Below are 14128 nucleotides of genomic sequence, written 5' to 3' on the forward strand. Positions count from 1 at the left end.
AAGGATGAAATAATGAAACTTGAAACCCAAGCTATTCATGTAGGGTATAGCCCCGAGCCCACTACTAAATCTGTTGCCGTGCCGATTTATCAAACCGCCAGCTATGCTTTTGACAATACTCAGCATGGTGCAGATTTATTTAATCTGAATGTGGCCGGCAATATCTATACCCGCATTATGAACCCCACTACAGCAGTTTTGGAAGAGCGCCTGGCTGCGATTGAGGGCGGTATTGCCGCGTTGTGTGTTGCCAGCGGTATGGCGGCGATTACTTATACCGTGCAAACATTGGCCGAAGCGGGCGATAATATTATCGCTACCAAAACGCTTTACGGCGGTACCTATAACCTATTTGCCCACACCCTGCCCAAACAAGGTATCGAAGTGCGTTTTATTGATGCGGACAAACCGGAAGATATTGTCAAATATACCGACGAACGCACCAAGTTGGTTTATTGCGAGAGTATCGGCAATCCGGCGATTAATGTGGTGGATATTCCCGCTTTCGCGCAAGCGGCTCATGCGCAAGGCTTGCCTCTGGTGGTGGATAATACCGTTGCTTCCCCCGCTTTATGCCGCCCGATCGAGTTGGGTGCGGATATTGTGGTGGAGTCGCTCACCAAATATATTAATGGCCATGGCAACAGTATTGGTGGGGCGATTATCGATAGCGGCAAATTTGATTGGACAAAAGGCGATCGTTTCCACGTATTGACAACGCCCGATGTGTCTTATCATGGCGTGAATTATAGCGAACATTTCGGTGCTGCCGCCTTTATCGCCCGTGCCCGTGTAGTGCCGCTGCGTAATACCGGTGCCGCCATCAGCCCGATGAATGTTTTTTTGATTTTACAGGGCTTGGAAACATTGGCTTTGCGCATGGAGCGACACAGTGAAAACGCTCTGAAAGTAGCCGAGTTTTTGCAAAACCACCCGCAAGTAGCATGGGTCAATTATCCCGGCTTGGCCGATAGCCCATATAAAGCGTTAATCGAACGAGATTTTAGCGGCAAAGCTTCGGGCTTGTTGAGTTTCGGCATTAAAGGCGGCATTGAAGCGGGCGGTAAGTTTATTGATGCACTGCAACTGTTTACCCGCTTGGTGAATATCGGTGATGCCAAATCGTTGGCGACACATCCTGCCAGCACCACTCACCGCCAATTGAATGCGGAAGAATTAGCGCAAGCAGGAGTGGGTGAAGACATGGTGCGCTTGTCTGTCGGCATTGAGCATATTGATGATTTGCTTGCCGATTTAAAGCAGGCTTTAACTGCATCGAGTAATTAAATATTTTATTTCAAAAATAAAATTATGATTGAATAGAAAAAGGCGGATGATTGATTCATCCGCCTTTTTCTAGGTTTTTTGTACAATAGGAAAAATGGTTTTTCAGTATTGCAGTATTTCAAAGCCGTCTGAAAAGTTTTCAGACGGCTTTTAATTTAAATATGATTAATGTTTCATTTCAAATTGCATGGCGCGGATACTGGCTTCATAGTCAAGTACATCGCGTTGCAAACTATTGATTTTAGCTTTATCCCCTTGTTTGCGTGCAGCATTGAGTTGAGCACGTGTTTGGGCTAAAGCAGATTGTTGGTCGCGGATTTCATTTTTTATAATCTGCTGACGTGAAAGCTGCTGTTCGGCAGGTGGAGTAGAAATTTTCGGTACCACAATCACTGGTGTTCGCCGTTTTTGTTTTTCATTACGCAGTTTGATTTCCATATCTTGGGAAGCCGCATCAATAGTATTGGTGATGCTGGTGTTTGGCGTTGACGGGGAAATCTTAATGTCATCATTTGGAATAGATGGTATGGTTTTGAAGATATCATCTATTTCATGCGCTTCGAAAGTTTGTGGTGCTTCTGTTTCGGAAGGATTGACTTTTTTAGGTATGCCGTCTTTTTTAGCAGCAGGGCTATTCGAGGGCTTTTTGGGGGCAGCCGATTCTATAACCGTAGTATCTTCAGATGAAACAGGTTTGGGTGCATTGCGATCCGAACCGCTCATTTGCGACGGTTGGCAGCTGGCATTCAGTTTTTCAGTAGAAAAAACAGCACGATTGCCGTCTTTACAGATATAAGTTACGGCATGGGCGGGTAGGGCGGCAGTTAGGCCGAGACTGAGTGCCATGCAGTATAAAAGCGGTTTCATGAATAAATAGTGAGTATTAGGAGTCATTTGCTCATTATAACGGGATTGTGTGTAAAAATAAGTTTGGGTGGTTAAACGGTTTTATATCTCGCTAAAATAGAAAATCGACTAAAAAAGAACCGGTGTGTTAGTGCTTCGGGTAGTTATGATGTCGTTATTGGAATTCAGACGGCCATATCTAATCTAATTGAGATGGGCAAAAGCCTGTTAAATAGCTTACCGCAAAAAACGGATGATAAGTTGCTATGGTTATTATCGGTTTAACATTTTTTTGCTAAAACAACAATATTGGCATATTAAACCTTACATTATAGGGCGGAAGAAGATGAACCTGTTTTGTTCATTTCATTCCGCCCTACATTTTACAGCTTATAAATAGATAGCTTATTGGCAAACCACATTAATCAATAGCGTGGCTTTCTCAATTAAATTTCTCCGGGCTAAATTTTTGCCATATTTTTCTGCTGTTTCTTGAAGGCCTTCTTGAGTTTCTCTATTTGAAAAACTATGCGTATAGTTACTGACTTTCACTTCTTTGCGGCTGATATTTCCGGAAATAAAACTGGTATAGAAATTCGCATAGTTATCTCCTACATAATAACTGGTTGCCATTTCTACATTAACACCCTGTTTCGATCTGAAGTTTTTACAAATATTGTCTTTGGCAGAATATTGAACATGGGCAGTGCGGCCTTTACCAAACTCATAAAAATCAAATTGTTTGGATTGTGCCAGCTTGCGCATATCATCTTTATTTCTCGGGTTTAATGAATACTCTCCCATTAAGAATAATGTCGATATTTTTGTTCCGTTTTCATCCACTAAATAATAAATATCGCCCAATGCGTGATAGTCATTATTATCGGTACCATTCCTTTTAAATGCCATAGCATCGCTATTGTAGAGTGAAGAGGAATTTGTTTGGTTGCCAATAGTGAAATTTTTCATAAAAGCGATGGCTTGCGTTGATTGATCAATATCTTTATAAACAAGCCAGTCCATATTATCGCTCGATAGGGTGCTACAACCGGCAAGGGTCAATAAGCTGCCTAATCCGAATCCGAGTTTTCTTAACATAACTACATGCCTCCTTTGGTTAAATACAAGTTATATTTTATTATCATACAATATTAAATTGATTTTTTATTGAAAAAGCATAATTTTGATGTTTGGCATGATAAAAATCAATATAAGAATAATTTTTTATTTTTATAACGCTTTTTTATTCGTAACTTTTTGCTTTATCGGCTAAGAACGGTTGAATTTGCTTCGGCCAGCTTTCATCAAGCGGGGCGGTGATGTGGTGGTGTTGATCGTTGAAATCAAAAGAAAGCTGCCAAGCATGTAGAAAAAGCCTTGCTGCTTGAGTGCCGCCGTATAAATTGTCGCCCAGAATAGGGCTGCCGATGCTTTTCATGGCTACGCGCAGTTGGTGGGTTTTGCCTGTATACGGTTGTAAAACAAATAGACGCAAACCTGCTTCAATGCTGATGCTGTGAAACTGTGTAACGGCAGGGTTTTCCATCTCGCGGGTGAGTTTCCATGCGCCGCGCCGGGCTTTGGCCATGCCGCCTTTTATCCAACCTTGTTTTTTTGAAGGCTTGCGGTCGCTTAAAGCCAGATAGGTTTTGCGGATGGTTTTGGCGGCGAATTGTTGCGCCAGTTGGGATGCCGCCTGCTCGTTTAGGGCAAACAGCAAAACGCCGCTGGTGGGCTTGTCTAAGCGGTGCACCAGCCAAACGCGTTCTACACCGAGTTGGGCGGCCAAGAGTCGGGTGAGGCCGTCTGAATCTTTATCTTGGTGAACGCCTATACCCGGCGGTTTGTTGATGGCAATAAAATCGGCATGGCGGAATAATATGGAAAACATGGTTTCAGACGGCTTAATCAATAAGCAGACTATTTTACAGCATATTGATTTAAACCTTAGATGGCTGCCGTATAAGTGCCTTAAGTTTTCAGACGGCCTAATAAAAAAGAGAAATATTGATTAAGGAAATATAAAAAATGGTATAGCTGAAATGATTAAAGGCCGTCTGAAACGATATTTCAGACGGCCTATGCTTTATGAAGCAATCAGATCGGCTGCTTATTTACGACGGCCGAAAATCAATGACAATACTGCTAATACCAAGAACGCGATAAATAAGAATTTAGCAATACCGGCAGCCGTACCGGCAATACCGCCGAAGCCAAAAACCGCAGCAATAATAGCGATCACAAAAAAGATAACAGAATAACGTAACATAATTTTATCCTTTACTTATTAATAATTGATATGTGGTGGCGTGGTGTTGCTGTTGGTAGTAGAAATATTTTCTAGATAAACAGCAATGTATAGATTATTAAAACATGTAGGTTAGGAATGTCAAATTGCATAAGCTTACAAATAATAATAAACAATAAGCATTTTGTTAATAAGTAAATAAATATTTTTACCAATTGTAAATATTTAAATGGGTAGTTGGCTATCATTTTTTGCTTTTTAGTTTAATAATTTATTGTTTATAAATATAAATTATTATTTTGTTTGAAAAATAAATGATTATGAAATTAAAATTTCTTAAATGAAAAAAAGAAAAACGGTATATTTTTAAAATTACTGCAAAATATGAAAAATAATAGTTAAATTTAATAGATAATATTTTGATTTATTTATATTTTTAATTTTTTATCGGGGTTAAATACTTGAAACTAAAAATAAATGCTTTAATATAAAAACACGTATCTAGCAAAAATGTTGCATACGTGAAAATTTAATGAAACAAAATAATGAGAGGAAAAAATATGAATTGGGATCAAATCGAAGGCAAGTGGGATCAATTTGTTGGTAAAGCCAAAGAAAAATGGGGCAAACTGACTGACGACGATTGGAAAGTAGCCGAAGGCAAACGCGATCAATTGGTTGGTAAAATCCAAGAGCGCTACGGCTATACCAAAGAGCAGGCCGAAAAAGAATTGGATGATTGGACAAACAATAACTAATCACCAAACGCATCAAGCAACGAAACCCGCCGCAAGGCGGGTTTTTGGCATTCTCAAGGCGGGTGCAAATACACCGCCGCTTATATCCCTTATAATCCCTTATCTTTTATCTTTTCAGACGGCCTATTATTATGTCTCAAACCCTACTTCTTGTTGACGGTTCTTCCTATCTTTATCGCGCTTTTCACGCTATGGCACCGCTTACCGCGCCCGACGGCACGCCCACCGGCGCCCTATACGGCGTACTCAATATGCTGCGCCGCCTGCGTGCTGATTATGTGCACGATTATTGTGCGGTAGTGTTTGATGCCAAAGGCAAAAACTTCCGCCACGAGCTCTATCCCGACTACAAAGCCACGCGCCCGCCGATGCCTGATGAATTGCGCCCGCAGGCGGAAATGTTGCCCGACTTGGTGCGGCTGATGGGCTGGCCGGTATTGGTGGTGCCCGATGTCGAGGCCGATGACGTTATCGGCACCTTAGCCAAACAGGGCGAAGCCGAAGGGTGGGACGTGGTGATTTCCACCGGCGATAAAGACATGGCGCAGCTTGTGAGCCAACACGTTACCCTAGTCAACACCATGAGCAATGAAACGCTCGACACCGAAGGCGTGCAAAACAAATTCGGCGTGCGCCCCGATCAGATTATTGACTATCTGGCCTTAATGGGCGACAAAGTGGATAACGTGCCCGGCGTTGAAAAATGCGGCCCCAAAACCGCCGCCAAATGGCTGGCGCAATACGGCAGCTTGCAAAACGTGATGGATCATGCCGCCGAAATCAAAGGTAAAGTAGGCGAACACCTACAAGCCGCGCTGCCGCAATTGCCGCTTTCTTATCAATTGGTGACCATCAAAACCGACCTTGATTTGCATAGCGAACTTTCAGACGGCCTCGAAAGCCTGCGCCGCACTACGCCGAAATGGTCGCAACTGGCCGTTGAGTTCAAGCGCCTCAATTTCCGCACATGGCTGAAAGAAGCCGAAGAGCGGCTACACGAAGGCAACGGCGATTTATTCGGCGCCGCCCATATTGGTGAACAGGCTGCTTTAGCCGAAGAGAAGCCTTCTAAAAACACTCCCGCGATTGCCGAAGCCCCAGCAAAGCTTGATTATCAGGCCGTAACCACAGAAGCCCGCTTTGCCGATTTATTAACCAAACTGGCAAAAGCCGAAGCCATCGGTATCGACACCGAAACCACCAGCCTAGACGCAATGCAGGCGCAGTTGGTCGGCATCAGCATTGCCTTTCAGCCCGGCGAAGCCGTTTATATTCCTTTGGGGCATACGCCCACTGCCGTGCCCGAACAACTGGATTTACATAATGTATTAGGCCGTCTGAAACCGCACCTTGAAAACCCCGCCCTCAAAAAAATCGGCCAAAACCTCAAATACGACCAACACATCTTTGCCAACTACGATATCGCCCTCAACGGCATCGGCGGCGATGCCATGCTGGCTTCCTATATTCTCGAAAGCCATTTGGGGCACGGCTTGGACGAACTGGCCGAACGCCATTTAGGCTTGCCGACCATCACCTACGAATCCCTATGCGGCAAAGGCGCCAAGCAAATCAGCTTTGCCGATGTTGCGCTGGAGCAGGCGGTCGAATATGCCGCCCAAGATGCCGATTTCGCCCTGCGTATCGAAAGCCATCTGCTGCAACAAATGGACGACAAACAGCGCGATATGTATCAAAACATGGAGCTGCCCGTTGCCCAAGTGCTGTTTATGATGGAGCGCAACGGCGTATTGATTGATAAAAACGAATTAACGCAACAAAGCCACGAATTAGGCAGCGAACTATTGGCATTGGAAACCGAAGCCTACGAAATCGCCGGCCAGCCGTTTAACCTCAATTCCCCCAAACAGCTGCAAGAAATCCTCTTCGGCAAAATGGGCATTCCCACCAAAGGGCTCAAAAAAACCGCCGGCGGCGGCATTTCCACCAATGAAGCCGTGCTCGAACAATTGGCACTCGACTACCCGCTGCCGAAAATCATTCTGCAAAACCGCAGTTTGGCCAAACTCAAATCGACCTACACCGACAAACTGCCCGAAATGATTAACCCCCAAACCGGCCGCGTTCACACCACTTACGCCCAAGCCGTCGTGATTACCGGACGGCTCGCCAGCAGCAATCCTAACCTGCAAAACATCCCCATCCGCACTGAAGAAGGCCGCCGCGTGCGCCGAGCCTTTACCGCGCCCGAAGGCAGCCGGATTGTATCCGCCGACTATTCCCAAATCGAATTGCGCATTATGGCGCACCTCAGCGGCGATAAAACCCTGCTCGACGCCTTCCAAAACGGCGAAGACATTCACCGCCGCACCGCTGCCGAAGTGTTCGGTGTATCCCCCGAAAGCGTAAACGCCGAGCAGCGCCGCTATGCCAAAACCATCAACTTTGGCCTGATATACGGCATGGGGCAGTATGGCTTGGCCAAATCCTTAGGCATCGACAACCTTTCCGCCAAAAACTTTATCGACCGCTATTTCGCCCGCTATCCCGGCGTGGCCGATTATATGCAGCGCATTAAAGAGCAGGCCGCCCGCGAGGGCTTTGTCGAAACCCTGTTTGGCCGCCGCCTCTATCTGCCCGATATACACGCCAAAAACGCCAACCGCCGCGCCGGCGCCGAACGCGTCGCCATTAACGCCCCCATGCAGGGCACCGCTTCCGACCTGATTAAACGCGCCATGATTGATGTGGCCGACTGGTTGGTTTCAGACGGCCTCAAAAGCAAGCTGATTATGCAGGTGCATGATGAATTGGTATTGGAAGTGCCCGAAGCCGAATTAGCCGCCGTCGAGCAAAAACTACCCGCCATAATGGCCGCCGTAGCCGATGGCAAACTGTCGGTGCCGCTGGTGGCCGAAGTGGGTACGGGGGCGAATTGGGAAGAAGCGCATTGATGGTGGTTTTCACAAGGCAAATAGTTAAATAATCGGGTAAATAAAAAGATGAAAAGATTATGGAATCAAATAATCAATGTTTATAAAAAAACATTGTTATCCAAGCATTCAGACGGCCTAAGTACAAAAACACCAGCTCAAACCATAATAGATTTTTTAAAAAATATAATGTTTATGGTTTGGGAAATGGTGAAAAGCATAGTGAAAACAGCATGGCGCTGGTTCTCTAAATGCCTTGTTCCCGTAAAGTTTATTCTTACAGGGCAGTTATATGATCATTTAAAAAACAATCTTGACATTATATTCGATGATAAAAACCAATATCCGCATATATCCAGATACAAGCGGGTTAGGATAGTTGTCGAATTAGAGCTTATCCCAATAGCTATTTTTATCGTTATATTTTGCATTTGGGGGATGCCGGACTTTTTAAAAGAAAGCAATGGTATTTGGACTTTGATTGTTTTATTGATTTCGGCGCCGGTAGCCTATGTAGTATGGCAGTTCCGAGACCAAAATGCCGTGCATCAGATTGAAAACCAACGCAAAGACGTTAATCTGAAAGAGTTTCATAAAATTGCCGAATGGGTAAGCGGTTTGCATTTGGTGGAAGATAAAATTATCGAAAAAACCAAACCCAGCGAGCAGCCAAATAATGAAACAAAGGATACCGAATCGGAGCAAACCTTATCAGAAACACATTTAACCATTGAAAACGCTCGGGAATACGGCCAAGCAGGGGCAAAACGCCATTTGCCCAGCCATAGCCGCGAAGACGGGGCGGTCGGTTTACAAGTGGCGGCAGTGTATATGCTGCGCCCTTTTTATTGCGGCGAACATGGGGATGATTTTCGTAAACCTGCATTAAACCTGCTAACAGCGGCATGGTTGGCTTTATTTAAACAGGTTGAGAAAAATAAAACTTGTGCTGAAAAATTAAGCAAAAGTCCGTTGGGAATTGCTTTGACCGAAGTATTGTTAGCCGATGGTGGTACGCATCTTCGCTATCATTCGGAGGTATTTCCTAATCTGTATTTGCCTTATTTAGATTTGCATTTGCCCGGTTTGGAAAAGGGTGTCTTGAGTGTGTTTCAAGGAATGAAGTGTTCTGGGATACAGTTATATGGTGCTCATTTGGAGGGAGCTCATTTGAAGGGAGCTGATTTGGTGGGAGCTCATTTGGAGGGAGCTCATTTGAAGGGAGCTGATTTGGTGGGAGCTGATTTGGTGGGAGCTCATTTGGAGGGAGCTGATTTGGAGGGAGCTGATTTGGAGGGAGCTGATTTGGTGGGAACTCATTTGGAGGAAGCTCATTTGGAGGAAGCTCATTTGGAGGGAGCTTATTTGAGGAAAGCTCATTTAGAGGGAGCAATTTTGTGGGGAGCTCATTTGGAGGGAGCTCATCTGGAGGGAGCTCATCTGGAGGGAGCTCATCTGGAGGGAGCTCATCTGGAGGGAGCTCATCTGGAGGGAGCTCATCTGGAGGGAGCCCATTTGGAGGGAGCCCATTTGGAGGGAGCCCATTTGGAGGAAGCAATTTTGTGTGGAGCTCATTTGGAAGGAGCTCATTTGTCAGGTATTTATTTGCAAAGGGCTAATTTACGGATGGCTAAATTGGAGGAGACTAACTTTTTCCCATTAAACGTTCAATATTTGGAGCAAGTAATTTGGACAGGTGCATTAATCAGGCCAAATGATGCAAATTATATAAAAGAAAAAGCTAAATTAACGAATGTTGATTGGATAGTACTACCAAGTCTAGTATTGTCATTTGATCATGATGTTGTTGAATATGAAAATGCTAAATTTGTATTTAGTAATCGAGCACTAGATTATTCAATAACACATACTTTACCGATAGAAGAAAGCAAAGATGAAGTATTGGAAGAACTTCGTCGATTAAATCCATATTGGAATATCACTATAGACGATTCAGATATTCCTAAATGGATACAGATGATTGATCAATTTTCCTAATTATGTTTATGAAGGATTTTTTATCCTCACCCGATCCTCTTAAACGGCGGCAGACAGGCAAGCATCTGTCTGCCGTAGTTTTGTGTTTTCACACGGTTGTCGAGTATGGTCACGCGGCCGTAGTCTTGTTCGGTGCGGATTAGCCGTCCGACCGCCTGCACCAGTTTGATACTGGCTTCGGGCACGGTGATTTCAATAAAGGGATTGCCGCCGCGCTGCTCAATCCAACGGTTTTGGGTTTTTTCAATCGGGTTGTCGGGCATGGAAAACGGCAGTTTGGCAATAATCACCTGTACGCAGGCGATGCCGGGCAGGTCTAAGCCTTCGGCGAAGCTGTCGAGGCCGAAAATAATGCTGGCGCGGCCGTCTGAAATGGCCTGATGGTGTTTTTGCAGCAATACGGCTTTGGGCTGTTCGCCCTGTACCAATAATAAGGGCAGATAATCGGCCGGTAGGCGCAGGGCGACATCTTGCATTTGTTTGCGCGAAGAAAATAAAACCAATGTGCCGATGGCTTCTTCGGCGGAAATCAGCTTCGGCAGCCATTCGACAATGGCGGCGGTGTGGGCGGCCGGGTCTTTGGGGCTGGCGCTCAGCGGCGGAATATAGAGCTCGCCTTGTGCGTCGAAATCAAACGGGCTTTCCAGTGCCAGCGTGGTGGTTTCGGGCAGCCATTGCAGGCCGGTTTGGCGCAGAATCAGGTTGAAGCTGCCGAGCGATTGCAGGGTGGCGGAGGTGAGCACGGCGCCGGCGGCTTTGCGCCATAGATTGTTGGCGAGATAGGCGGCGCTGCTGATGGGGCTGGCGTGGAAAATATAATCGTTTTTGTCGCCGATGCGGCGGCTTATCCACTTGGCGAGCGGGGCTTCTTCTTCGGCCGGTACGGTGGCGAGTAAATCCCATGTGTCGTTGATTTGTTCGACACGGGCGCGGAAAACGCCGAGCTCGGTGCTGAGGCGGTCGATTTGCGCGCTGTCTTGTTCTTTGTCGCGGCGGGCGGCGGCTAGGGCATCGTTGAGGCTGTTGATGTGTTTGTAGAGGCTGCGGGCGGCAACGGCGGTATTGGATACGGTTAAGGCGAGCGCTTCGGGGATTTTGCCGTCTTGCCAGAGCCATACCGATTCGTTGCTTTCAGACGGCCTCAGTGCCGGTTCTTCGGCTAAGTGAAACTGCCATTCTTGCAGGCTTTCGAGTAGTGAGGCGGCAGCTTCGTCGGCAAGGTTGGCCAGCTCCGCTTTGTCGGCAACGGCGGCGATTTTGTCGGTGAGGGCGGGAAGCTTTTCCATCACCCACACGGCTTGGTTCCATGAGTGTTCGGCGGCAAATTGGTTGAGGGCTTTTTTGGGCAGGTGGTGCGCTTCGTCGATGCAGTAGAAGCTGTTTTCGGGGGCGGGCAGAATCACGCCGCCGCCCATGCTGATATCGACCATCAGCAAGTCATGGTTGGTTACGACCACGTCTACGGTTTCGAGGGTGTCGCGGGCAAGGTAAAACGGGCACTCGGGGCGGTTGGGGCAGGCGGCTTTCAGGCAGCCGTAGTTGTCGTTATTGACTTTTGCCCAGAGGGTGTCGTCGATTTTTTCCGGCCATGTGTCGCGGTCGCCGTTAAAGCGGCGCGCGGAAAAGGCGTCGGAAAGGTCGTGCAGCAGTTTCAGGTCTTCGGGCTTGGGTTTGCTGTCCCACAATACGGTGGGGGCTTCGAAGCCGAGCAGGTTTTGTTGGGCGTTGTTTTGGGTGAGTTGGTAGAGTTTGTAGGGGCAGAGGTAGCGCCCGCGGCCTTTGGCCAGTGCAAAGGTGAGTTCCAACCCGCTTTGGGCAACTAAAAAGGGCAGGTCGCGATCGATAAGCTGTTCTTGCAGGGCAACGGTGGCGCTGCTCACTATCAGCCGTTTGTTGCGCGTTTGCGCCATAATGCCGCCCGCCAGCAGATAGGCCAAGCTTTTGCCCACGCCGGTGGGCCCTTCTATCACCACGATGCTTTCGCCTTCGCGCTGCGGGGCTTCGCCGCCTTCGGCACGGGTTTGCGTGCGTGAAAAGGCGTTGGCAACCGCGGCTATCATTTCCCGCTGCGCGGCGCGCGGGCGGAAGTTCGGCAGGTTTTTGCCGATGTTTTGGTAGTGTTCGCGGATGGCGGTTTTTTCTAAATCGGTGAGCATGAAGGCCGTCTGAAAAAGGGTGGGCGGAAAAGGGCTATTTTAGCATTGTTTGGGGTGGAAGCTGGTTAAAACACGGCAGCGGTGCACGGCGGAATAGGGATAAGAGGCCGTCTGAAAAGTATCGGTTTGGCGGTAATAAGGTTTTCAGACGGCCTGACAAATCCTGTAAAACCTGTAAAATAAGCCGTTCACTTATTTATCACGTTTATTCTATCTATGCCCGAAACCGCCCAAATCACCGCCAGCTATGGCCGGCGCTATATTGTCCGCACGCAGGAGGGGAGCACGTTTGATGCGACAACCCGCAAAAAGCGTGTCGATTTTGCCTGCGGTGATTGGGTGCATATCCAGTTAATCAATGGCGAACAGGCGGTAATCGAGGATTTTCTGCCGCGCAAAAGCCTGCTTTATCGGCAGGATAATTGGAAAACCAAGCTGATTGCGGCGAATGTCGATAAGCTGTTTATTGTAACGGCGGCCTCGCCTGCGCCCAATGAAATGTTGTTGCAGCGGGCGTTGCTGGCTGCCGAAGCGGCGGGCATTGAAGCGGTTATTGTGTTAAACAAGGCCGATTTGCCCGAATCGCAAAGCTGGTATGAGAAATTTAGGTTTTATGAGTCTTTGGGCTATCCGGTGGTGCAAACCCGTGCGCTGGAAAGTGCCGATGTGCTCAGGCCGCTGATGCAGGGGCGTACCAATATTTTTTTGGGGCAGAGCGGCATGGGTAAATCTACGCTTACCAATGCGCTGTTGGGCAGCGATACCGCCCGCGTCGGCGAAATTTCAACCGCCCTTGATTCGGGCAAACACACAACCACGCATGCGCGTTTGTATGATGTGAATGCGGAAACCAAGCTGATTGATTCGCCGGGTTTGCAGGAATTCGGGCTGCATCATCTTGAAGTCAGTATCTTGTTGCAGTATTTCCCCGATATGCGCCATCTGATCGGGCAGTGCCGTTTTCACAATTGCACCCATCGTGCGGAGCCGGGTTGCGCGGTTAAAGCAGCGGCGGAAGCGGGCGATATCCGCAAGGAGCGCGTGGCGTTTTTACAGCGGATAACCGATGAATTGCTGCGTTCGTCGTAATCTTTATTGCAAGGCCGTCTGAAAATATTTCGGCAGCGGCAAGCCTTTTCTTTTTTTTTCTTATAGAAGCCGTTATGCTGGAAATCCTTTATCAAGATCATTTGTGTATTGCCGTGAATAAACCGGCCGGTATGTTGGTACACCGAAGCTGGCTCGACCGCCATGAAACCCGTTTTGTGATGCAAACCCTGCGCGACCAAGTCGGCCGCCATGTTTTTCCCGTTCATCGGCTCGACCGCCCGACTTCGGGGGTGTTGTTGTTTGCCTTCGATAGCGACAGTGCGCGCGTTTTAACGCAGCAGTTCGAGCAAAAAAGCATTCAAAAAACCTATTGGGCGGTGGTGCGCGGCCATCTGCACGGAAGCGGCCGCATTGATTATCCGCTGAAAGAAGAGGCCGATAAAATTGCCGACCGCTTGGCCGATCCGGATAAACCCGCTCAAACCGCTATCACCGATTATCGCTGTATTGCCCAAACCGAGCAGCTGTTTGCGTCGTCGCGCCGTTATCCTACTTCGCGCTATTCATGGGTGGAGCTGGTTCCGCATACGGGGCGCAAGCATCAGTTGCGCCGTCATCTAAAACATATTTTTCACCCGATTGTCGGCGATACCACGCATGGCGACAATGCCCAAAACCGTGCCGTTGCCGCCCATACCGGCAGCACAAGATTAATGCTGCATGCCCGCACGCTGGTGTTTTGTAGCCCGGAAACCGGCCAAACGGTTCGGGTTTCGGCACCTGTTGATCATGCTTGGCAGCAGTTGGCGGCGGCCTTTGGTTGGGCGGATATTTTGCAAACGTGAATATAATGCCGCTGTATCGGCGCGCCGCACGCTTGGGCGTGCTATA

11 protein-coding genes are annotated in these 14128 nt (G+C 47.6%); 6 read left to right on the plus strand and 5 right to left on the minus strand.

Translation table 11 applies throughout. The features are described from left to right. Positions 1-12: 12 nt before the first annotated feature. Complete coding sequence (locus D0T92_RS01845) at positions 13-1287, plus strand: O-acetylhomoserine aminocarboxypropyltransferase/cysteine synthase family protein (RefSeq protein ID WP_151049683.1); 1275 nt, start codon at positions 13-15, stop codon at positions 1285-1287. A gap of 165 nt (positions 1288-1452) precedes the next feature. Here the strand turns inward: D0T92_RS01845 and D0T92_RS01850 are convergent, their stop codons facing one another. The 4 genes from D0T92_RS01850 to D0T92_RS01865 all read right to left on the minus strand — a co-directional run bounded on the left by D0T92_RS01850 (position 1453) and on the right by D0T92_RS01865 (position 4402). Continuing rightward, the gene (locus D0T92_RS01850) at positions 1453-2154 is read right to left on the minus strand and encodes a hypothetical protein (RefSeq protein WP_151049685.1); all 702 of its coding nucleotides are present in this window, start codon (positions 2152-2154) and stop codon (positions 1453-1455) included. A gap of 384 nt (positions 2155-2538) precedes the next feature. Further along, complete coding sequence (locus D0T92_RS01855; RefSeq protein WP_151049687.1) at positions 2539-3231, minus strand: hypothetical protein; 693 nt, start codon at positions 3229-3231, stop codon at positions 2539-2541. A 145-nt stretch (positions 3232-3376) separates the two neighbouring features. Beyond that, on the minus strand, positions 3377-4024 hold the full coding sequence (locus tag D0T92_RS01860) for a TIGR01621 family pseudouridine synthase (RefSeq protein WP_151049689.1): 648 nt from the start codon (positions 4022-4024) through the stop codon (positions 3377-3379). A gap of 219 nt (positions 4025-4243) precedes the next feature. Beyond that, on the minus strand, positions 4244-4402 hold the full coding sequence (locus D0T92_RS01865; RefSeq protein ID WP_151049691.1) for a DUF1328 domain-containing protein: 159 nt from the start codon (positions 4400-4402) through the stop codon (positions 4244-4246). 539 nt (positions 4403-4941) lie between these two features. On the opposite strand from D0T92_RS01865, the gene D0T92_RS01870 reads away from it, so the two are divergent. From D0T92_RS01870 to D0T92_RS11880, 3 genes are all read left to right on the plus strand, one after another. Beyond that, complete coding sequence (locus D0T92_RS01870) at positions 4942-5139, plus strand: CsbD family protein (protein ID WP_151049693.1); 198 nt, start codon at positions 4942-4944, stop codon at positions 5137-5139. A gap of 131 nt (positions 5140-5270) precedes the next feature. Then, a complete protein-coding gene (polA, locus tag D0T92_RS01875) occupies positions 5271-8054 on the plus strand; it encodes a DNA polymerase I (protein WP_151049695.1) in 2784 nt (927 codons plus the stop codon). A gap of 417 nt (positions 8055-8471) precedes the next feature. Next, the gene (locus D0T92_RS11880; protein WP_191963653.1) at positions 8472-10031 is read left to right on the plus strand and encodes a pentapeptide repeat-containing protein; all 1560 of its coding nucleotides are present in this window, start codon (positions 8472-8474) and stop codon (positions 10029-10031) included. 26 nt (positions 10032-10057) lie between these two features. Here the strand turns inward: D0T92_RS11880 and dinG are convergent, their stop codons facing one another. Then, the gene (dinG, locus tag D0T92_RS01885; protein WP_151049699.1) at positions 10058-12187 is read right to left on the minus strand and encodes an ATP-dependent DNA helicase DinG; all 2130 of its coding nucleotides are present in this window, start codon (positions 12185-12187) and stop codon (positions 10058-10060) included. 216 nt (positions 12188-12403) lie between these two features. Here dinG and rsgA point away from each other — a divergent pair, with 216 nt between their 5' ends. Both rsgA and truC read left to right on the plus strand, forming a co-directional pair. Next, complete coding sequence (rsgA, locus tag D0T92_RS01890; protein ID WP_151049701.1) at positions 12404-13276, plus strand: ribosome small subunit-dependent GTPase A; 873 nt, start codon at positions 12404-12406, stop codon at positions 13274-13276. Between the two features lie 74 nt (positions 13277-13350). Beyond that, positions 13351-14082, plus strand: coding sequence for a tRNA pseudouridine(65) synthase TruC (gene truC, locus D0T92_RS01895; protein WP_151049703.1), 732 nt, complete (start codon positions 13351-13353; stop codon positions 14080-14082). Positions 14083-14128: the final 46 nt, after the last annotated feature.

The organism is Neisseria zalophi (genome assembly GCF_008807015.1).
Classification (GTDB): Bacteria; Pseudomonadota; Gammaproteobacteria; order Burkholderiales; family Neisseriaceae; genus Neisseria; species Neisseria zalophi.

Coding starts and splice junctions, on each gene's coding strand:
- D0T92_RS01870 (WP_151049693.1), top strand. CDS start 4,942: ATGAATTGGGATCAAATCGAAGGCAAGTGGGATCAATTTGTTGGTAAA.
- polA (WP_151049695.1), top strand. CDS start 5,271: ATGTCTCAAACCCTACTTCTTGTTGACGGTTCTTCCTATCTTTATCGC.
- D0T92_RS01845 (WP_151049683.1), top strand. CDS start 13: ATGAAACTTGAAACCCAAGCTATTCATGTAGGGTATAGCCCCGAGCCC.
- D0T92_RS11880 (WP_191963653.1), top strand. CDS start 8,472: ATGCCGGACTTTTTAAAAGAAAGCAATGGTATTTGGACTTTGATTGTT.
- truC (WP_151049703.1), top strand. CDS start 13,351: ATGCTGGAAATCCTTTATCAAGATCATTTGTGTATTGCCGTGAATAAA.
- rsgA (WP_151049701.1), top strand. CDS start 12,404: ATGCCCGAAACCGCCCAAATCACCGCCAGCTATGGCCGGCGCTATATT.
- D0T92_RS01850 (WP_151049685.1), bottom strand. CDS start 2,154: ATGAAACCGCTTTTATACTGCATGGCACTCAGTCTCGGCCTAACTGCC.
- D0T92_RS01860 (WP_151049689.1), bottom strand. CDS start 4,024: ATGTTTTCCATATTATTCCGCCATGCCGATTTTATTGCCATCAACAAA.
- D0T92_RS01865 (WP_151049691.1), bottom strand. CDS start 4,402: ATGTTACGTTATTCTGTTATCTTTTTTGTGATCGCTATTATTGCTGCG.
- D0T92_RS01855 (WP_151049687.1), bottom strand. CDS start 3,231: ATGTTAAGAAAACTCGGATTCGGATTAGGCAGCTTATTGACCCTTGCC.
- dinG (WP_151049699.1), bottom strand. CDS start 12,187: ATGCTCACCGATTTAGAAAAAACCGCCATCCGCGAACACTACCAAAAC.